This window comes from Gordonia sp. 852002-10350_SCH5691597, from assembly GCF_001665715.1.
Lineage (GTDB): Bacteria > Actinomycetota > Actinomycetes > Mycobacteriales > Mycobacteriaceae > Gordonia > Gordonia sputi.
Map to the genome: position 1 here is coordinate 1 of NZ_LZMO01000172.1, position 20,273 is coordinate 20,273.

At 64.5% G+C, this 20,273-nt stretch carries 18 protein-coding genes; 10 read left to right on the forward strand and 8 right to left on the reverse strand.

The window, feature by feature from the left end; genetic code table 11:
- The 4 genes from A5777_RS12005 to A5777_RS12020 all read left to right on the forward strand — a co-directional run.
- On the forward strand, positions 1 to 816 hold an 816-nt coding region (locus A5777_RS12005), incomplete at its 5' end, for a PfkB family carbohydrate kinase (protein WP_064862811.1).
- A gap of 162 nt (positions 817 to 978) precedes the next feature.
- On the forward strand, positions 979 to 2,301 hold the full coding sequence (locus A5777_RS12010) for a citrate synthase (protein WP_005209290.1): 1,323 nt from the start codon (positions 979 to 981) through the stop codon (positions 2,299 to 2,301).
- A 46-nt stretch (positions 2,302 to 2,347) separates the two neighbouring features.
- Positions 2,348 to 2,716, forward strand: coding sequence for an FKBP-type peptidyl-prolyl cis-trans isomerase (locus A5777_RS12015; RefSeq protein ID WP_005209292.1), 369 nt, complete (start codon positions 2,348 to 2,350; stop codon positions 2,714 to 2,716).
- 60 nt (positions 2,717 to 2,776) lie between these two features.
- Positions 2,777 to 4,060, forward strand: coding sequence for a cryptochrome/photolyase family protein (locus A5777_RS12020; protein WP_039857048.1), 1,284 nt, complete (start codon positions 2,777 to 2,779; stop codon positions 4,058 to 4,060).
- Here A5777_RS12020 and A5777_RS12025 read toward each other — a convergent pair.
- Complete coding sequence (locus tag A5777_RS12025) at positions 4,012 to 5,097, reverse strand: Lrp/AsnC family transcriptional regulator (RefSeq protein ID WP_064862812.1); 1,086 nt, start codon at positions 5,095 to 5,097, stop codon at positions 4,012 to 4,014. The two genes, A5777_RS12020 and A5777_RS12025, sit on opposite strands and share 49 nt — an antisense overlap.
- Before the next feature lie 127 nt (positions 5,098 to 5,224).
- On the opposite strand from A5777_RS12025, the gene A5777_RS12030 reads away from it, so the two are divergent.
- On the forward strand, positions 5,225 to 6,685 hold the full coding sequence (locus A5777_RS12030; protein WP_064862813.1) for an MFS transporter: 1,461 nt from the start codon (positions 5,225 to 5,227) through the stop codon (positions 6,683 to 6,685).
- A 408-nt stretch (positions 6,686 to 7,093) separates the two neighbouring features.
- Here A5777_RS12030 and A5777_RS12035 read toward each other — a convergent pair whose 3' ends face one another.
- From A5777_RS12035 to A5777_RS12055, 5 genes are read right to left on the reverse strand one after another with little or no spacing between them, the layout of a single operon-like run.
- Positions 7,094 to 8,323, reverse strand: a complete 1,230-nt coding sequence (locus A5777_RS12035; protein ID WP_064862814.1) for an ABC transporter permease — start codon at positions 8,321 to 8,323, stop codon at positions 7,094 to 7,096.
- Complete coding sequence (locus tag A5777_RS12040) at positions 8,320 to 9,222, reverse strand: ABC transporter ATP-binding protein (RefSeq protein ID WP_005209297.1); 903 nt, start codon at positions 9,220 to 9,222, stop codon at positions 8,320 to 8,322. The genes A5777_RS12035 and A5777_RS12040 overlap by 4 nt, the downstream gene beginning before the upstream one ends.
- Positions 9,219 to 9,866 carry a hypothetical protein gene (locus A5777_RS12045; RefSeq protein ID WP_064862815.1) on the reverse strand — a complete coding sequence of 216 codons (648 nt, stop codon included), beginning with the start codon at positions 9,864 to 9,866 and terminating at the stop codon, positions 9,219 to 9,221. Before A5777_RS12045 ends, A5777_RS12040 begins: the two co-directional genes overlap by 4 nt.
- A 3-nt stretch (positions 9,867 to 9,869) precedes the next feature.
- Complete coding sequence (locus A5777_RS12050) at positions 9,870 to 10,214, reverse strand: helix-turn-helix transcriptional regulator (RefSeq protein WP_005209301.1); 345 nt, start codon at positions 10,212 to 10,214, stop codon at positions 9,870 to 9,872.
- Between the two features lie 32 nt (positions 10,215 to 10,246).
- The gene (locus A5777_RS12055; protein WP_156529362.1) at positions 10,247 to 11,416 is read right to left on the reverse strand and encodes an NAD(P)-binding domain-containing protein; all 1,170 of its coding nucleotides are present in this window, start codon (positions 11,414 to 11,416) and stop codon (positions 10,247 to 10,249) included.
- Between the two features lie 92 nt (positions 11,417 to 11,508).
- Between A5777_RS12055 and A5777_RS12060 the strand changes: the two genes are divergently transcribed.
- Positions 11,509 to 12,240 (forward strand): enoyl-CoA hydratase, encoded by a 732-nt coding sequence (locus A5777_RS12060; RefSeq protein WP_064862816.1) that lies wholly within the window; start codon positions 11,509 to 11,511, stop codon positions 12,238 to 12,240.
- Between the two features lie 164 nt (positions 12,241 to 12,404).
- Positions 12,405 to 14,228, forward strand: coding sequence for a purine-cytosine permease family protein (locus tag A5777_RS12065; protein ID WP_005209308.1), 1,824 nt, complete (start codon positions 12,405 to 12,407; stop codon positions 14,226 to 14,228).
- Between the two features lie 34 nt (positions 14,229 to 14,262).
- Here the strand turns inward: A5777_RS12065 and A5777_RS12070 are convergent, their stop codons facing one another.
- Together A5777_RS12070 and A5777_RS12075 are read right to left on the reverse strand one after the other, a co-directional pair.
- Positions 14,263 to 15,345 carry an XdhC family protein gene (locus tag A5777_RS12070; protein WP_064862817.1) on the reverse strand — a complete coding sequence of 361 codons (1,083 nt, stop codon included), beginning with the start codon at positions 15,343 to 15,345 and terminating at the stop codon, positions 14,263 to 14,265.
- Positions 15,346 to 15,395: 50 nt separating this feature from the next.
- Positions 15,396 to 16,007 (reverse strand): TetR/AcrR family transcriptional regulator, encoded by a 612-nt coding sequence (locus tag A5777_RS12075; protein WP_064862818.1) that lies wholly within the window; start codon positions 16,005 to 16,007, stop codon positions 15,396 to 15,398.
- 207 nt (positions 16,008 to 16,214) lie between these two features.
- Between A5777_RS12075 and A5777_RS12080 the strand changes: the two genes are divergently transcribed.
- The 3 genes from A5777_RS12080 (at position 16,215) to A5777_RS12090 (ending at position 20,251) form a co-directional block, all read left to right on the forward strand.
- Positions 16,215 to 17,351: an MBL fold metallo-hydrolase gene (locus A5777_RS12080; protein WP_064862819.1), complete on the forward strand. Its 1,137-nt coding sequence runs from the start codon at positions 16,215 to 16,217 to the stop codon at positions 17,349 to 17,351.
- On the forward strand, positions 17,330 to 19,894 hold the full coding sequence (locus tag A5777_RS12085) for an HAD-IC family P-type ATPase (RefSeq protein ID WP_197502367.1): 2,565 nt from the start codon (positions 17,330 to 17,332) through the stop codon (positions 19,892 to 19,894). Before A5777_RS12080 ends, A5777_RS12085 begins: the two co-directional genes overlap by 22 nt.
- 108 nt (positions 19,895 to 20,002) lie before the next feature.
- Entirely contained in the window at positions 20,003 to 20,251 is a 249-nt protein-coding gene (locus tag A5777_RS12090; RefSeq protein ID WP_064862820.1) for an antitoxin, read from the forward strand.
- Positions 20,252 to 20,273 lie beyond the last annotated feature (22 nt).

Consider the following 20,273-nt stretch of genomic DNA (forward strand, 5'->3'; position numbering starts at 1 on the left):
ACCCTCGGCAGGCTCGGTAGTGCCGTCTCGTTCTGCTCCGCGGTCTCCACTGACACCTACGGCGACGCCATCGTGGCTGCTCTGAGTGCCGGGGGTGTCGGCACCACGCTGGTCCAACGTCGCTCCGAACCCACGTCGCTCGCACTGGCCACGATCGGCTCCGACGGCGCAGCGCACTACTCCTTCTATGTGGAGGGCACCGCCGACCGCCTGGTCTCCGAGCCCGGCGACTTCGCCGCGACCGTCTCCGCGGCGTGCTTCGGAACGTTGTCCATGGTCCTCGAGCCGGGTGCGAGCGTCTACGAGCTGGTGATGCGTCGAGCTCACGACGCCGGGCGTCTCGTCGCGCTCGACCCGAACATCCGACCCTCCGTGATCGACGAACCCGACGTCTACCGCCGACGATTCCTGGACTGGGTACCCATGATCGACGTCCTCAAACTGTCCGACGAAGACGTCGACTGGCTCGGCGACGGAGCCGACGGCTCGTCGGTCGACGACTGGCTTCGCGAGGGCGCGGGGGCCGTCGTGATCACCCATGGAGCCGACGGAATCTCCGTTCGCACAAGCGAATTCACTGTGCTGGCGCAGGCTCCGGAGACCACCGTCGTCGACACGATCGGGGCGGGCGACAGTGTGCTCGGAGGGTTACTCCACTTCTTCGACGAGTCGGGTGATTTGTCCGCATCCGCAGTGCGGTCGCGCGACGCCGACTACTGGCTACGAGCCGCGGACTATGCGGCACGAGTCGCCGCGGTGACCGTTTCGCGTCCCGGAGCCGACCCTCCGTGGGCGAGCGAGCTCGATGCCCCGTGATCAAGGCGCAGGTCAGGCGGTATTCGGCTACGGTTGACCAACGTCAATGCACCCTCCGTGGGCGCGCATGTCGATAACCGACTACGTTTAGTAACGGAGAGTCCGACTCACAGTGCGTCACATGTACCTGTGGGTCTCATACCTGAGTAAAGGGGTTTTGGAGTGTCCGCTGAAACAGCTCCCGCCGACTCGGCATCGGATACCGCCTCGTCGACGTTCATCTACCCCGGTGGGCAGCTCGAGCTTCCCATTCTCAAGGCCACCGCGGGCAGTGATTCGGTTGCGCTGGGCAAGTTCCTCGCAGAAACGAATCTCACGACGTTCGACGGCGGCTTTGTCAACACCGCAGCCTGCAAATCCGCGATCACCTACATCGACGGAGAAGCAGGCATTCTGCGCTACCGGGGTATCCCGATCGACCAACTGGCAGAGAAGTCGACCTTCATCGAGGTCAGCTACCTGCTGATCTACGGCGAGTTGCCGACTCCGAGCCAGCTCGAAGAGTTCAACAACAAGATCCAGCGGCACACCCTGCTGCACGAGGATCTCAAGCGATTCTTCGACGGCTTCCCGCGCAACGCACACCCGATGCCGGTGCTGTCGAGCGCAGTCAACGCACTGAGTGCCTACTACCAGGACTCGCTCGATCCCAAGGACCCCGAGCAGGTCGAACTGTCGACGATCCGTCTGCTCGCCAAGCTGCCGACGATCGCGGCCTACGCCTACAAGAAGTCGGCGGGTCAGCCGTTCCTCTACCCCGACAACTCGCTGTCGCTGGTCGAGAACTTCCTGCGCATGACCTTCGGCTTCCCGGCCGAGCCTTACGTGGTCAACCCCGAGGTCGCCAAGGCCCTCGACATGCTGTTCATCCTGCACGCCGACCACGAGCAGAACTGCTCGACGTCGACCGTGCGTTTGGTCGGTTCATCGCAGGCCAACCTCTTCACGTCCATCTCGGGCGGCATCAACGCACTCTGGGGCCCGCTGCACGGTGGCGCCAACCAGGCCGTGCTCGAGATGCTCGAAGACATCAAGGCTTCCGGTGGCGACACCAAGGCGTTCATGACCAAGGTCAAGAACAAGGAAGACGGTGTGAAGCTCATGGGCTTCGGACACCGCGTCTACAAGAACTACGATCCGCGCGCAGCGATCGTGAAGAAGACCGCCGACACGATCCTCGAATCGCTCGGCGTCCAGGACGATCTGCTCGATATCGCCAAGGGACTCGAAGAAGTCGCCCTCAACGACGACTACTTCATCTCGCGCAAGCTCTACCCGAACGTCGACTTCTACACCGGCGTCATCTACCGGGCCATGGGCTTCCCGACCCGCATGTTCACGGTGCTCTTCGCACTCGGACGTCTGCCGGGTTGGATCGCGCACTGGCGTGAGATGAACACAGATCCCGCGACCAAGATCGGCCGACCGCGTCAGCTCTACACCGGTTACCCAGAGCGTGACTACGTCACGATGGGCGACCGCTGAGTTCGACGCTTCGACCTGACCACCAGCCGACTCAAAGGAGAGTCCCGTGACCAGTACCGAGAAGCCAGAAGTCGAGTTCCAAGAGGGTCCCGCTCCCAGTGAGCTGGTGATCGCAGACATCATCGTCGGCGACGGCGATGAGGCAAAGCCGAGCGACGTCGTCGACGTGCATTACGTCGGCGTCGACTTCGAGTCGGGTGAAGAGTTCGACTCGTCGTGGGACCGTGGTCAGTCGGCCAACTTCCCGCTCGATCGGCTGATCCCCGGCTGGCAGCAGGGAATCCCGGGCATGAAGGTCGGCGGTCGTCGTCGCCTCACCGTGCCACCCGCGCTGGCCTACGGGCCGGAGGGTGCGGGCCACCGGTTGTCCGGACGGACACTGGTCTTCGTCATCGACCTGCTGGGTGTGGGCTAGATCGCCTCGCAACGCAACAACGCCGGTGCATCGGATGTCGATGCACCGGCGTTGTGCTGGCTGCGGCGTGATCTGCGACTAGGGGATCTCCCGGCACTGGGCGAAGCGATCGGCGACGGCAATCGCGAGGTTCTCGTCTGCTTCGTGCTCGACCCACGTCTCGAATCCTCTTCAGGCGAGCGACGACTCGCCTTTCTCTACGACTCGCTACGCGAACTCGACGCCAAGCTCGACGGCAAACTCCTCGTCGTGCGTGGACGCCCCGACGAGGAGATCCCACGACTGGTCGACGCCGTCGGAGCGGGTTCGGTGCATGTGAGCGAGGACTTCTCGCCGTTCGGGCGACGTCGAGACGATGCCGTCGTCACTGCACTCGAAGAATCCGGCGCGACGTGGCAACCCGTCGGCTCGCCCTACCTTGTCTCGCCGGGGAGGGTGACGAAGTCCGACGGCACACCGTACAAGGTCTTCACGCCGTTCTTCCGAGCATGGCGCGACCACGGTTGGCGTGCGCCGGCAAAGACCGAAGCGCCGTCGAACATCCTGAATCCCAGCGACATTCACCCCTCCGGTCGTATCAGGATTCCGGCGGCACCCACGACGCTGGACCTGCCTGCCGGTGAAGACGCGGCACTCGAGCGGTGGCGCACCTTTGTCGACGACGACCTGTCGGGCTACGAGTCCGACAGGGACAGGCCAGATCTCGACGTGTCGAGCAGGATGTCGGCGTATCTGAAGTTCGGCAACATCCACCCGCGCACGATGGCCGCCGACCTCGGTAGGTCGCAGTCGGCGCAGGCATATTTGCGGGAGCTGGCATTCCGCGACTTCTACGCCGATGTGCTCTACAACTGGCCAAAGAGTCTGTGGCACAACTGGAATGACCAGTTCGACGACATCGCACTCGATACCGGAAAGTCCGCCGAGAAGCACTTCGACGCTTGGCGTGAGGGACGAACCGGCTTCCCGCTCGTCGACGCGGGGATGCGCCAACTGAGCGAGACGGGATTCATGCACAACCGGGTGCGCATGATCGCCGCGTCGTTTCTGGTGAAAGATCTGCACCTGCCGTGGTGGTGGGGTGCGAAGTGGTTCCTCGACCAACTCACCGACGGCGATATGGCGTCGAATCAGCACGGGTGGCAGTGGGCCGCGGGCACGGGAACCGATGCGGCACCGTACTTTCGGGTGTTCAACCCGGAGACGCAGGCCAAGAAGTTCGATCCCGACGGCGACTACATTCGACGCTGGATTCCCGAATTCGACACCGACGACTACCCGGAACCGATCGTCGATCACAAAGCCGAACGCGAAGAGGCACTTCGACGCTTTGGCGAGCTCTGAGACGCCGAAACCCTCGGTGGCGCAAGGCGATCCCCGCTCACGAGCGAACCCGCGTTCTTGACGCGCGAGAGTAGCGGGAGCAATTCGTACGAGGTGATCCCGTCGAGAGTTCCGAGGACATCGGTGACGAACGAGTACAGCTCGTCGGTGTCGTGCACCATCACACTGGCCGTGATGTTGGCCGCGCCGGTGACAGCAACCGCGAACGGCACTGCGGGGTGAGCTGCGAGTGCCTCGCCGGTCGCTGCCAGATGTCGGGGGTGCACTGTCAGCCAGATCGCGATCGCATCGCGCCCTAACGCGGCCGTGGCGAGATCGACGTCGAAGTAGGCGATGCCCGACCACACGAGCTGCTCGACGCGTCGGGTCACCTTGCCCGGCGTCGAACCGACTGCGCGTGCGAGGTCGGTATACGACGTCCGACCGTCGCGGGTCAGCACGTCGAGGATCGCTCTGTCGGTGCGATCGATCGTCGTCGTCGACGACGGCGCGCGGCCGGGTGCACGCGGAATGCGTGTTCTCCCAAGTGCGTCCGCCTCCGTCTGGGTGAGCGCATCATGCCAGCCCTCCCAATCCGTCGGTGCCCCGCCGACAAATGTGTGGAGCACCGCGGCCGGTCGTACGTCGAGAACGGGTGCAGCCTTGGGGAGTGTGCGGGTGAGGAGCTCCATTCCGCCGTGCGGATCGGCTGCGCGCAGATTGAAGACGATCTCCCAGCCGGCCTCGTAGATGGATACCCATGAGACGTCGTCTCGCGCTGCCAAGGCACCGGCGATACCGTCGGCTCCCTCCGGTCGACACCGCACACGCACGACCCACGTCGAGTTACCCAGGGCACGAGGATCGGTGGCCATGGTGACGCGCAGGAGGCCATCGCGTCGTAGTCGGCGATAGCGTCGGGCAATCGTCTGTTCGGCCACACCGAGGACGTCGGCGATCTCGCGGAACGAGGCCCGCGGCGACAGTTGGATGGCGCGAGCGATTCTCGTATCCAGATCGTCGAGAATGGAGGATTCTGGCGAGGTTGTGGCTCCCATGTCATGAATCTTACGGAATCAGGGTCTCCTGGCGACGCCGACCGATCGTGGGATCACACTTGGTTCATACCGCCTGAGGTGCGTTGACGCACCGGATTCGGGCGAAATCCTCGAAAGGTACACACTCATGGAACGTAAATGGTGGACGCTTGTCGTCGTCTGCGCGGCGACATTCATGTTGCTGCTCGACGTCACGATCGTCGTCGTCGCACTTCCCGACATTCAACATGCACTCGGCGCCAGTTTCAGTCAGTTGCAGTGGGTCACCGACGCGTATGCGCTCGCGCTGGCCTCGTTGCTGCTGACATCCGGATCGATCGCCGACAAGTTCGGCAGACGTCGAATCTTCTCGATCGGTCTGGTGATCTTCACACTCGGCTCGCTGCTCTGCGGCGTCGCACAGGACCCGGTCATGCTGATCGTGTCCCGCGCACTGCAAGGTGTCGGCGGCGCGATGCTGTTCTCGACGTCGCTCGCGCTTCTCGCGTCGACCTTCCACGGCCGTGAACGCGGCGTCGCCTTCGGCGCGTGGGGTGCGGTCACCGGCATTTCGACGGCACTCGGCCCGATCCTCGGCGGCGTGCTGACGACCGGTGTGAGCTGGCGTGCGATCTTCCTGGTCAATCTGCCCATCGGCATCGCCGCCCTGTTCGTCACGTGGAAGATGGTCGACGAGTCGCGCTCGCCTCATGCTCGTCGGATCGACTGGCCGGGCGTCGTCACATTCACCGCGGGTCTCGTCGCTCTGGTCTACGGACTCACCGAGGCCGGACAGCGCTCGTGGGGCGACAGCCTTGTCGTCGGTTCGTTCATCGTCGCCGCGGTCTTGCTCGTGGCGTTCGTGATCATCGAATTGCGTGTCGACGAGCCGATGTTCGACCTCTCACTGCTGCGGATTCCCACCTTCACCGGCGGTCTGATCGCCGCCTTCACGATGAACGGCTCGCTGTTCGCGATGCTGCTGTACGTGGTGCTCTACCTGCAGGAGGGCCTCGGCTACTCGGCGTTGCAGACGGGCCTGAGGCTTCTGGTGATGTCGGGCTGCACGATGGTGAGCGCCACGATCGCGGGCCGACTGTCGGACAAGATGCCGCTGCGCTGGCTCATCGGACCTGGCCTGCTCATCGTCGGCGTCGGACTGTTCGTGATGGCCGGTCTCGACGCGAACTCGTCGTGGACGCACCTTATCCCCGGCCTGATCATCGCGGGTATCGGCAGCGGCCTGGTCAACCCGCCACTCGCCGCGACCGCTGTCGGCGTCGTCGACGTGCACCGCTCCGGCATGGCGTCGGGCATCAACACCACGTTCCGGCAGATCGGCATCGCCGTGGGCATCGCGGTCTACGGCACCGCCTTCAGCTCGAAGCTGAGTTCGTCGTTCCGCGAGAACCCCGCCGGCGGCAAACACGCCGCCTACGCCGACGCCCTCAACACGCTGTTCTGGATCAGCGGCGCCGTCGCCGTTGTTGGCGGCCTCGCCGCGCTGCTGCTGATCCGCAGCCGCGACTTCGTGCCGCACGGCCCGGCCCCGACCGCCGAGGGCGGCGACACGTCGAGCGAGGGCGCCGGGGTACCTGCCGCGGCCTGACGCTGGCCCTCGCGTCTGGCCCGGCCGGCAGAAACCCGCGGAAGGGTTCTTTCCGCGGGTTTCGTGTCTTTGCTCGTGTTGTTTCTCGGGGAGAGGTCGGTTTCTGGGGGAAAGTTCTCTTCCCCTAGTTTCTGCGGGCGGGGGTGTTGGGTTGGTGGTGTTCGTCCCCGGGTATCTGCGGGTGGGGGTGTGGTGCTGGTCCTCGGCGTCGAGCCTCTCAGCTGGGCAGAAACCCGCGGAAGGGTTCTTTCCGCGGGTTTCGTGTCTTTGCTCGTGTTGTTTCTCGAGGAGAGGTCAGTTTCTGACGGAAAGACCCCTTCCCCTGGTTTCTGCGCGGGCCGGGACTCTGCGCGGCCGGGGCCCGAGGCCCGGGGTGCTCGGCCCCGGGCGCCGACGCCAACCCCGCCCCTAGCGCGCCATCGAGAGCACTTCGGACCACTTGACGCGGCTGCCGGTGCGCAGGATCGAGCGCTGGTAGATGCGCGCGGCGAACCAGGTCGCGGCGGCGCAGGCCAGGATCATCAGGATCAACGTGACGACGATCTGCATGGCGTTGGTGTCGCCGGTGGCGATCCGGATCGGCATCAGTACGGCCGAGAACGGCGGAATCCAGGTCAGCACTTCGATGAACGTCGACTGCAGCGACTGCACGCCGAAGATCCCCGCGTACATCACGGCCATCGACAGCACGGTGAGCGGCATGATCGTCGAGCCAAGTTCTTCCTGGCGCGAAACCAGTGCTCCCGCAGCGGCATACAGCGTTGCGAAGAACAGGTATCCGAGTAGGAACCACACCAGCACCGCGAGGAACATCCAGATGGCGGTACCGGCGATCGTCAACATCCCGGTGGCGATCCCCGCGATCAGAGCGGTCAGCCCGAGTATCACCACCTGCCCGAGCGCAACGGCACCGATCCCGAGGATCTTGCCCCACATCAGGTGCAGCGGCTTGACCGTCGCCAACAGCAGTTCGACGATCCGCGACGTCTTCTCCTCGACAACTCCGACCGCGATCATGTTGCCGCCCAGCATGATTGCTGTGATGAGCAGAATCGCACCGACGAGTGCGATCACGATCCGCTGCGCCTTGTCAGGCTTGTCCGGGGTGGTTTGTACGGTGGTGACCGTCGGGGTCGGCAGCGACGCCGCGTCGACACCGCGGGCCGCGAGGCCTTGGGTCAACTCGTGCTGCTGGATCGACCCGCGCAGCACACCCGACAGCGAGTCCGACAACCCCGTCTTGCTGACGATCGCATACGACTCACCGGAACCCCGCACCACCGCGGCGTCGAGATCACCGGATTCGACGCTGCTGCGCGCCTGCGACAACGCATCCGGACCAGAAGCGATTGATACGACGGTGATCGGCGTGCCGCTGGCCTCGCCCACCTGGCCGATCGTCGTCGACAGGGAACTGTCGCCTGCGACGCCGACACGCTCCGGGTCGGTCCCGCCGCCGGAGATCGCCTTCCAGACAATCAGCCCGACGACGATCACGAGCATCAACACGACGGTGCTGATGATGAAGGATCGCGTCTTGGCGCGCGTGGCGATTTCGCGTTGTGCCACAAGTCGAATCGATTGCAGCGCACTCGCGCCGGTGGACGTTGTATTGCCAGTGGAATTGTGGGAGGTCATGCCGTCACCACCTCTCGGAAGAGTTCGGTCAGGTCGGGTGTTGTCCGCGCGAAGCGGTGTACCGGCCCGTGTGTCAATGCGCGATTGAGTACTGCCTGGTCGTCGAGCGTCGTCGGGTCGACGCGCAGCCGCGCACCGCCCGGCTGGTATTCGGCCTCCAGCACTCCCGGGCAGTCGTCGGCCCAGCGCGTCGTCGACTCAGGACCGTCGACCTCGAGGATCACGCCAGCACGCGTCCGGAGATCGTCGACGGCGCCGAGCGCACGCATTCTGCCCTTGACGACGATGCCGACCCGATCACACAATCGCTGCACCAGATCGAGCTGATGCGACGAGAAGATCACCGGAATGCCTTCGGCCGCTTTCTCTTTCAGAACATCACTCATCACGTCGACGGCCACCGGGTCGAGGCCCGAGAACGGCTCGTCGAGGACGAGTACGTCCGGATCGTGGACCAGCGCCGCGGCGAGCTGTACGCGTTGCTGGTTGCCGAGCGAGAGGTCGGCGACGTTGTCGTCGTATCGTTCGTCGACGCCGAGTCGCTGGGTCCAGCGCCGTGCACTCTCGGTGGCCTGGTCGGCACTCATTCCGTGAAGACGCGCGAGGAACACCAGCTGCTCGCCGACCTTCATCTTGGGATAGAGCCCACGCTCCTCCGGCATGTACCCGATTCGACGCCGCGTGCTGAGATCGATCGGCGCTTCACCGAGTGTCACCCGACCCGAATCCGGTTCGAGCACACCGAGAATGATGCGCATCGTCGTCGACTTGCCTGCGCCATTACTGCCGACGAAGCCGAAGATCTCTCCGGGTGCGACGGTGAATGTCATGTCATCAAGGGCGACCACGTCGCCATATCGTTTGGACAGTCCGTCTACGGTGAGCGCTCCTGCGTTCATGACGGGTTCCTTCCCGTGTTGGCCTTCGAGTTGGTGATGTTCTTGGGATCAGTGACGGTCTCGGGACTGGCGTACGAGACTTCGAGATCCTCGGGGTCGGCGTCGGCCATCCACCACGCGGTCAGCATCGACGGGATGAACGCGGCGACGAGGACGAGAGCGATCAGCAGCATGCCGGTGCCGTAGACGTACTGGCCTTTCACCTCGTCGAACCCGCCGAGGACGACGAGGAGCACGTAGGGAATGAACATCAGCATGAACAGCGTGAAGTACGCAATCGATCGAGCCGAATTGCGCTGCGCCAGTTGAATTTCATCGAGTGCGGAGACCGGTGCATCCCCGATGGAACCGGTGACGATCCGCACCAGGCGTTGGCAGATGAGCGCACCGACGATGCCTGCCGCGAGGGGTATGACGAACCACTGTCGTGACACGAAGGCCACGAGCGCACCGACAACGACAAGCAGCACACACAGGCCTTGCGCGACCACGAGACGTCGGTAGACCTTTCTCCTGCGCCAACCGATCAGCCGATGCGCGTGACGCTCGTTGAACCGTCGATGTCGCTCGCCGCGCCACTCGTCGTAGCGCAGCCATACCGCGGGTTTGGCCTCGTCGGGGATTGCCGAGTTGGGATCGTGCATCGGTCACACCTCCGTGGACGTGTGTGGAGTGGACGTGGATGGAGTTGCAGTGGATGTATCTGCCGAACTTTCCTGCGCGCGACCCGCGGGCCTGCCATAGAGCTCGGCCGACATCGCCGAGAACTCGGTGCGACTGAACACCGCTTCTACGGGGAGGTCAAAGACGTCGCAGATGCGAAACGCGAGGTCGAGGCTCGGGTAGTTGTCGCCGCGCTCGAGCGCACCGACGGATTGGACGTTGATGCCGACGAGTGCTGCCAGGTCGGCACGCGACATCCGCCGCTCGGCGCGTAGAACTCCGATGCGGTTGTAGATGGGGAGCTTTTCTCCCCGCCGTACTGGACTCACACTACATAGTGTTGGGAAAACACAACAACTTGTCAAGGTTGGGCGTCGAGAATCTCCAAAACGTTGCGCGCTGCCTCACGACCCGCGCGGTTGGCGCCGATCGTCGACGCCGATGGTCCGTAGCCGAGCAATTGGATGCGTGGGTCGTCTGCAACGGTGGTGGCGAGGCGTCCGGTCATGACGATTCCGCCTCCCGGTCCGCGCAGATGGAGAGGTGACAGATGATCGAGCGCACTTCGGAATCCGGTGTTCCAGAAGATGACGTCGACGTCGAGCTGTTCGCCCGCAGCCACCGGGCTGCCGCCATTCGCGCGATCGCCGTCGGCCCCGCCAGTACAGTCCCAGCACACGCCGGTCTCGGTGATGCGGGTGAACATCGGTCGCCAGTTGTCGAGGATTCCGTCTCGCTGCGCCGCTTCGATGGTCGGTGTCAGTGCGAGTCCGGTCACCGAGACCGCCGACGTCGGCGGTAGTCCCGCGCGAACCCGACGTTCGACGCGCGCCACGGCTTGGCGACCGAGTTCGGGTGAGAAGGGATTCGAATCGAAGCGCGGTTCGGTGCGCGAGCACCAGAATGTCTGGACGCCGGGGGCGCGTCGAGCGATCTCGATCAGAAGCTGAACCGCCGAGATGCCCGCGCCGACGACCAGTACGCGCTGACCGGCGAACTCCTCGGGGCCGGTGTAGTCGTGCGTGTGCAGTTGCCTGCCGCGAAAGTCTGCAGCTCCGGGTATGTGGGGGATGAACGGCCTTTCCCACGTTCCGGTGGCATTGATGAGTGTGCGCGCGGCGATCTCTCGTCCGCGGAGTCGACCACCGAGCGTCACCCGGAACCCTTCGCCGTCACGTTCGACGGAACGTACGTCGACGGGTCGACGCACCCGTAGCCCGAACCTGTTCTCGTACTTCGCGAAATACTCGGGAACCACAGACGACGCAGGGAACTCGCCGCGGTCGATACCCACCGCTTCAGCAAGCCCGTATCCGGGTAGGTCGTGCACACGGTTGGTGCCCGACAGCGTCAGCGTCGGCCATCGGAACTGCCACGCACCGCCGGGGCGCGGGGAATGGTCGAGCAATTGGTAGCGGTCGCCGAGGCCGAAGCGTTGCAGAAAGTAGGCCGCCGACAGTCCCGCCTGGCCGCCACCGATGACGAGGACATCGCCGAACGCGTCGGGTTCCTGCGCGACGGACTCATGCACATCGGGGATTGCGGACTCGGAGGACAGCGACGGACTCGACACCTCTCCAGTGTGCCCGCCGGAAAACGGCAGGGCTGGGTAGTCTCTCCTGCATGATCCACTCGCATGCAGAAGGTTCGGTGACGACGATTGAGCTCGATCGCCAGGACAAGCGCAACGCACTCAACGAGGACATGGTCGACGGTCTCGCGAAGGCTTTCGCCGACGCCGTCGACGCGGGCAGCAGGGCAATCGTGGTCACCGGCCGCGGCAGTGTATTCAGCGCGGGTGCCGACCTGTCCGGCCCCGTCTACGACCCCGCGTTCCTCGAGAAGCTCATCGCCACGCTGCGCGAGATCGAGTCGGTGCCCGTGCCCGTGATCGCTGCACTCAACGGTTCGGCACTCGGCGCGGGACTGCAATTGGCAATGGCGGCCGACCTTCGGGTGATGGCTCCCGACGCACTTGCGGGTATCCCGGCAGCGAAACTCGGTGTTGCCGTTGACGAGTGGACAATTCGACGCCTCGTCTCGCTTGTGGGCGCCGGTCAGGCACGCGGCATGTTGATCGGCTGCGATCCGTTGTCGGCCGACCGCGCGCACGCGCTCGGCTTCGCCAATCGCATCGGCGACCTCACCGACGCCCAGCACTGGGCGGCGACCATCGCCGATCTCGCACCCTTGACTCTGCAGCACTACAAGTTGGTACTCAACGGCGACGGCGCGCGCAACGACGCCCCCGCCGACCGTCAGGCCGCGATGCGTCGCGCGTGGGAAAGCGAAGACCTGCTCGAGGGGCGCGCCGCCCGCTCCGAGAAGAGAAAGCCGGAGTTCACGGGAAAGTAGATCGGACAACACTTTTCGTCGTCGACGGTGCGTCTGCGGGCGCATCGTCGAACGGTCGTGGCTGGGATGTCTAGTTTTCCTGTGTGAAACATTCCGAGTAACTCGCTGAAACATGGCCTCCGTACGTTTGGCCGGTCTGTAACTCGGATCACGCAGGAGGGCCGATGGCCACCGATAAGCATCACGAACCCATCGGCGAGGTCGCCGACGAGGTCGGCGAGATAGAGAACGCCGAACACAGCATCATCGCCACAGGTGCGCAGGCCGCGGCCATGCGTGAAACCCTGGAGGACTACACACTTCGTTTCGCCCCCCGCAGCTACCGCAAATGGGGTCCTGGCGTCGTCGCCATCTCGGCGCTCGGCGGTATCGCCTACCTCGCCGACTTCGCGATCGGCGCAAACATCGGCATCGCCAACGGAACCGGAAATGCCTTGTGGGGCATCCTGTTCTTCGCTGTTGTCATCGTGATCACCGGTTACCCGCTTGCCTTCTATGCCGCGCGGTACAACATCGATCTCGACCTCATAACGCGCGGAAGCGGTTTCGGCTACTACGGCTCGGTGCTGACGAACGTCATCTTCGCGTCGTTCACCTTTATCTTCTTCGCCCTCGAGGGCTCGATCATGGCGCAGGGCCTCAAACTCGGTCTGCACATACCGCTGTGGCTCGGCTATCTTCTCTCGTCGCTGTTGGTCATCCCGTTGGTCATCTACGGCATGAACACGCTCGCCAAACTGCAGGTGTGGACCACACCGCTGTGGCTCGTCATGATGGTGTTGCCATTCATCTACCTGGTGATCAAGCATCCGTCGGCCATCGGTGACTTCTTCGCGTTCAGTGGTATCGACGGCGACGGCAACCCGGCAGGGAAGGGCGTCAGCTTCGCGGGAACCATGCTCGCAGCCGGTGTCTGTTTGTCCCTGATCGCACAGATCGCCGAGCAGGTCGACTACCTGCGCTTCATGCCGCCCCGCACCCCCGACAACAAGCGAAAGTGGTGGTCCGCAACGCTTATCGCCGGACCGGGGTGGGTGTTCTTCGGTGCCATCAAGCAGATCGTCGGTCTGTTCCTCGCCGTGTACCTGATCGGAATCAGTGTCGACAACGCCGGCATCGCGAACCAGCCCGTCCATCAGTTCGTCGAGATCTACCAGGACTTCCTGCCGCACTGGCTGGCTCTGACCCTCGCCGTGATCCTCGTGGTGATCAGCCAGGTGAAGATCAACGTCACCAATGCCTACTCGGGTTCGCTGGCCTGGACCAACGCATTCACGCGCGTCACCAAGACCTACCCCGGACGCCTGGTGTTCTTGTTCTTCAACGTGGCGATCGCGATCGTGCTGATGGAAGCCAACATGTTCAGCTTCCTCAACAACCTGCTGAACTTCTACGCGAACTGCGGTATCGCCTGGATCGCCGTCGTCGCGTCGGACATCGTGATCAACAAGTACATCCTGGGTATCTCGCCGAAGCAGCCGGAGTTCCGTCGCGGCATGATCCACAGCGTCAACCCGGTCGGATTCGGCTCACTCCTGATCTCGGCAGGTGCGTCAATCCTGGTGTACTTCCACGTCTTTGGTGATGCCATCCAGCCGTACTCGCCGCTGGTGGCACTTGTGCTCGCCATCGTCCTGCCGCCGATCTTCGCGATCGCCACCAAGGGCAAGTACTACCTGCGTCGCGTCGACGACGGCATCGACATCCCGATGTACGACGAGCACGGCAACCCCACCGACGAGAAGTTGTTGTGCTGCGTCACCAACATCGAGTTCGAGCGACCCGACATGATCGCTTCGGCGGTGCCCGGTCCGAACGGCGAGAAGCAGTACATCAGCTCGCTCGCGCTGTCGTGCGACAAGACCGGTGAGCACGTCCTGCCCGCCCAGGACGTGATGTCGATGACTTCCGACATCCCCGCTGCGACAACCGAAGAGGCGACGGCGACACCGAGCTCGTCCTCGGATGCGTCGAAGAAGGACGCATAGCGCCACGGGCAGAATTGACGACGTCGGGTTCGCTTCAGAGATGGAGCGGACCCGACGTCGTGTGTAGTGGGGCAGCCGATGCGGCGTGTCGATCCGCGATCAGCTGCGCGGCAATCGACACGGCGACCTCGGCGGGCGTGTGTCCCCCGAGGTGGAGTCCGACTGGCGATCGCAGGCGACTCAAATGCGCTGCCGTGACGCCGGATTCGACGAGGCGCTCGTTGCGATCGGCTACCGTCCGCCGGGAGCCGAGTGCTCCGACAAACCCTGCGCCGGAATCGGTCAGAGCCACGCGAAGCGTCGGGACGTCGAACTTGGGGTCGTGCGTCATGACGCAGATCGAGGTGGTGGCATCGACTGCGCCGGAGCGTATCTCGGACTCGAGGTAGCGATGCGGCCAGTCGACGATTACCTCATCGGCATCGGGGAATCGAGCGCGGGTGGCGAAGACCGGGCGCGCGTCGACGACGGTCACCCGATAGCCGAGTGAGCGCCCGATGCTGCTCGTGGCACGCACGAAGTCGTTGGCGCCCACCAGGATCAGCCGTGCGGGAGGGGCAAAGGTCTGTACGAACGTGCGCGGACGGTCGCCGCCCGACTCCGCGGGCTCGTCACAGTCGTCGACGCCGATGATGCCGGTACGTCCCGACGCGAGGAGGTCGGCGACGTCGCGGCCGAGCCGAAGCCACGGTTCGCGTGCCGACGTCGTGATGTGCCATTCGGGGGAGATGCCGAGGGTGGTCGCCCAGGCGACTCGACGGTCCGCCGCGAGATGTTCGGCGAGTTCTTCCAAAGCGCGTCGATGATCGGAGTCGACACGTTCGACGAAGACCTCCAGTGTTCCGCCGCAGGTCAGGCCGATTTCGATTCCGTCGGCATCGGCAATGCCGAAGTGCTCGACGACGGCACAACCATCGTCGAGCACGCTCAAGCAGGTGTGGACGAGCGCGGATTCGACGCAGCCGCCCGAGACCGACCCGATGACCTCTCCGTCGGCGGTGACAGCCATCGCGGCGCCGACACCACGCGGGGTCGGGCCACTCGTGTCGATGATGCGAGCAACGGCGACCGGCCCACGACTGAGACGATCGATCACCACCGGCAACACATCACGCATTGATCCAGTGTCGGTGCCGTGGCGCGGTTGCGCCACTCGGCATCACCGTCTCAGCGTGGCGCGACGTGCGTCATGACGTCACGCACCATCGACGACGTGATGGCGCCGAGAGCGCTGTCGTCGGCTGTCGAGAGGTAGACCAGGGTGATCGCGATGATGTTGGCGATGAACACGGGGGCAATGCGATCAACCGGCGTGAGCCAGTCGATCTGCGCCTGCTCGCCCGCCGCAGCAAGCCCTTGTGCCGCAAGTGCATAGAGATGCTCGTACATCTGCTTGCCCGCAGGCTGCAGTTCGGGATGATTGTGCGCGTAGATGCCGAGGGAGATCGTGGCCTGGAGCCGCCCGGGGTCGGCTTTGAGCATCATGTAGAACGCGTCGAGTTGCTCGAACATCTTGGTACGCATCGCCTCGACGCCGACCGCCGACGATTCGCCCACCGGCAGCAGCGACTCGAGCATCAGCGAAACGTCTTCGGGCACAGCCTTTTCCATCACTGCCCAGAGCAACGCGGTGCGACTCTCGAACGCGTAGTGGAAACTCGCCAGTGGCATCCCGGCATGCGCGCAGATGCGTCGCGTCGTTGCGCCTTCGACGCCGTGATCGGCGATCACGCGATATGCGGATTCGACGAGCGCTGTGCGCCTGTCGTCGACGGACATCCGAGCCAACGGACCGCTCACTCCCCGGTTGAAACAGATAGGTGACGGAAGCCTATCAGGGTCGATATCGGTCAGTGAACAATTGTGCGCTGAAGTGGCCTTCACGCGCGTCCGATTGATCCGGGGCCGAAGGCGATAGTCTGGCGGAATGGTCGCAAGGAGTTCTCGCCGGACACCGAATTCCCTACGAGGCAGGGATCCCCGCTCATGATCAGTCGTCTCGCCGACGTCGGGGTACGGGTGGCCGATTCGGCGACTGGCGCATTGTCGGCAGCGGGACTGCCGGCCGCTCGCGCGCTGGGCGCCGACCGCGACGCGATCCGACCGTACGTCGAGTCGTCGGAGTATCTCGTCGACGGCGCCTTCGTCAACCCCGAACCGTCGTCATTCGGTGTGGCGGCCGACTTCCAGGTCGCGCTCGACATGGCTCGCGGCCCCGGCAAGCCGAGCCGACCCGTCCTTGTCACCGTGCCACGATTCGACGCCGAGCCCGGCAAACTCACGGTCACCTGGCTCGGGCACGCGTCGGCGCTCGTCGAACTCGACGGCACCCGCATCCTCACCGATCCGGTGTTCAGCGAACGGTGTTCCCCCTGGCAGCAGGTGGGACCGGCCCGTCTGCATCCGGCGCCCGTCACGGTTGCCGACCTCCCGCAGATCGACGTCGTGTTGCTCAGTCACGATCACTACGACCACCTCGACATGGACACCGTTGTCGCCGTGGCCGACTCATCGCCCGACGCGGTGTTCGTCACACCTGTCGGTGTCGCAGCGCACCTCGTGAGCTGGGGAATCCCCGGTGACCGCATCCGGCAGGCCGACGTCTGGCAGAGCGTCTCGGTCACGCGCGGAGCAACCACACTCGAGTTCTTCTGCGGGCCGGCCCGGCATTTCTCCGGGCGTGGACTCACCCGTAACCTCACCCAGTGGGCGAGCTGGGCCGTCGTGGGACCCGAGCACCGATTCTTCTTCTCCGGAGACACGGGCTACAGCGAGCGGTTCGAAGAACTCGGCGCACGGCATGGTCCGTTCGACCTGACGCTCATCGCCGTCGGCGCATATGACCCGTCGTGGCCGGAGGTGCACGTCGATCCGGAGGAAGCCGTCGCGATACATCGGATGGTGTCGGGCGAATCGGGCACCGACTCGGTCTTCCTACCCATTCACTGGGGAACGTTCAGTCTCGCGCGGCACTCGTGGGCCGATCCCATCACGCGCCTGCTGCCCGCGGCCGCGCGACACAACACATCCGTCGTCGTGCCGCAGCCCGGCGGCACCATCGACGTCACCGCGCGGACCGGGACCGGACTGCGCATACCCACATGGTGGGAGACCTCGGCGTGAGCGAGCAGAGCACAGAGGCACCCGAGCGGGGCCTCAGCGCCGACGAGGTCGCACAGCGCGTCGCCAACGGCAAGGTCAACGACATGCCAGACCGCTCGGGGCGCTCGGTCGGCGACATCATCAAGGCCAACGTCTTCACCCGGATCAACGCCATCCTCGGGGTGCTGTTCGCGATCGTCGTCTTCACCGGGTCACTCATCAACGGACTGTTCGGTCTGCTGATCATCGCCAACAGCGGCATCGGCATCATCCAGGAGATCCGCGCCAAGAAGACCCTCGACAAACTCGCCATCGTCGGACAGGCCAAACCGCGTGTGCGACGTGACGGCGAGGTCACCGAGATCCCGCCGAACGAGGTGGTACTCGACGACATCATCGAGATCGGTGCCGGCGATCAGATCGTGGTCGACGGCGAGATCGTCGAGTCGTATGTCCTCGATGTCGACGAGTCGCTGCTGACCGGCGAGGCAGATCCCATCGACAAATCCGTCGGCGACAAGGTGCTCTCGGGGAGCTTTGCGGTATCGGGGGCCGGCGCCTACCGCGCGACCAAGGTCGGCGCCGACGCCTACGCGGCGCAGTTGGCGTCAGAGGCGTCGAAGTTCACGCTGGTCAAGTCGGAGCTGCGCTCGGGGATCAACCAGATCCTGCGGGTCATCACCTGGCTGCTGATTCCCGCCGGATTGCTCACCATCGTCAACCAGCTGTTCATCAGCAATAACGGACTTCGTGCGTCGCTGCTGGGCATGGTGGCTGCGCTCGTGCCGATGGTTCCCGAGGGACTCGTGCTGATGATGTCGATCGCGTTCGCGGTCGGGGTCATCCGTCTCGGGCAGCGGCAGTGTCTGGTCAACGAACTGCCCGCGATCGAAGGCCTGGCCCGCGTCAACATCGTGTGCGCCGACAAGACCGGCACCCTCACCGAGAACGGGATGCGTCTGTCGGAGCTGCGGATCATCGACGACGAGGGCCGTGTCGACGACGTGAAGGCCGACGGCTCCGGCGATGGCCCCGAGGGTCGGACACGTGCTCAGCGCGTGCTCGCGGCGCTGGCGAAGAACGATCGCAGCCCCAACGCGAGCATGCAGGCCATCGGCGAGGCATACGACGACGCGCCGGACTGGTCGACGTCGGCCGTCGAACCGTTCACCTCCGCCAAGAAGTGGAGCGGCATGTCGTTCGTGGATGCCGACGGCCACGACGAGGGCAACTGGGTTCTCGGTGCGCCCGACGTGCTGCTCGACGACGAGTCCGAACCCGCACGCGTCGCGAGCGACCTGGGGTCACAGGGCCTACGCATCCTGCTCCTGGCGCAACTCGACGTCGCCGTCGACTCCGAACCGGACGCGGGATCGGCGACGCCCGGGCACCTGACCCCCGTCGCACTCGTCGTGCTCGAGCAGCGGGTACGTTCCGACGCTCGTCCAACCCTCGACTACTTCGAGCAGCAGGACGTTGCCGTCAAGATCATCTCCGGCGACAACGCCCGCTCGGTGGGCGCGGTCGCGGAGTCGCTCGGCCTCGGCTCACCCGACACCTCCGTCGACGCGCGCGAACTGCCGACCGAACCGAACCAACTCGCGCACGCCGTCGAAGAGGGTGTTACGTTCGGGCGTGTGCGGCCCGACCAGAAGCGGGCAATGGTGCGGGCGCTGCAGTCCGACGGCAACAACGTGGCGATGACCGGCGACGGCGTCAACGACGTGCTCGCACTCAAGGACGCAGACATCGGCGTCGCGATGGGATCTGGGAGTTCCGCCGCTCGATCGGTGGCCCAGATCGTGTTGTTGGACAACAAGTTCGCGACGCTGCCCTATGTTGTCGGTGAGGGTCGTCGGGTCATCGGCAACATCGAGCGTGTCTCCAACCTGTTCCTCACCAAGACCGTCTACGCGGTGCTGCTGGCGTTGTTCGTGGGTATCGCAGGGCTCGGCGCGAAGCTGTTCGGCACGCCGTCGATCAGCTACCCGTTCCAGCCGATCCACGTGACGATCGCGGCGTGGTTCACCATCGGGTTTCCGGCGTTCATCCTCTCGCTCGCACCCAACAACGAACGGGCACGTCCCGGATTCGTGCGACGCGTGCTGACTCAGGCGGTGCCGAACGGGATCATCGTCGGACTCTGCGCATTCGTCACCTATCTGATCGTCAATCCGGGCGGGTCGGGTAACTCGCTCGGCGGTGACTCGGTGGAACTATCGCCGCACCAGACACAGGCTGCGACAGCAACGCTGATCACGTTGATCGCGATCGCGGTGTACGTCCTGGCCGTTGTCGCGCGTCCGTACACGTGGTGGAAGGTGCTGTTGATCGCGGTGTCCGCGGGCGCATACGTGCTGATCTTCTCGTGGCCGTTCACCCAGCACATGTTCAAACTCGACTCGTCGAATTGGCAGATGAACTCGGTTGCATTTGTTTCAGCGGCCGTCGGCATCGTGGCCGTCGAGATCATGTCGCGCGTCGGGCCGCGCATCGTCGCGAAACAGGAGGCTGCCCGTATGGAAGCCGAGGAGGTCGCCGCGGCCGGCCTTGCGGGGTCATAGCCTCACCGCCTCGATGGTCCTAGACTCGACGGCACTGTGACGTGGCCGACCGGGCTGCGCGAACCCGACCCGCACAGCGATGACGCAGAGCGGTGACGAGGAGAAGACATGGATCTCAAAGGACTCGTGGACAAGGCCAAGGAAGCGCTGCGGGGTAACCCGAGCCTGATCGACAAGGGCGGCGACGCCATCGACAAGGCGACCGGCGGCAAGTACGCCGACAAGGTCGACAAGGCCCAGGATGCGGCGCGTAAGGCCGTCGGCGTTGAGGGTGATAAGCCCGCGCAGCAGAACCCGGCCCCGCAGAATCAGAACCCCCAGAACCCGGCGTACCGTCGCCACCCCCGGGCCGACTAGAGCAGGCGCAGAGACAAAAATT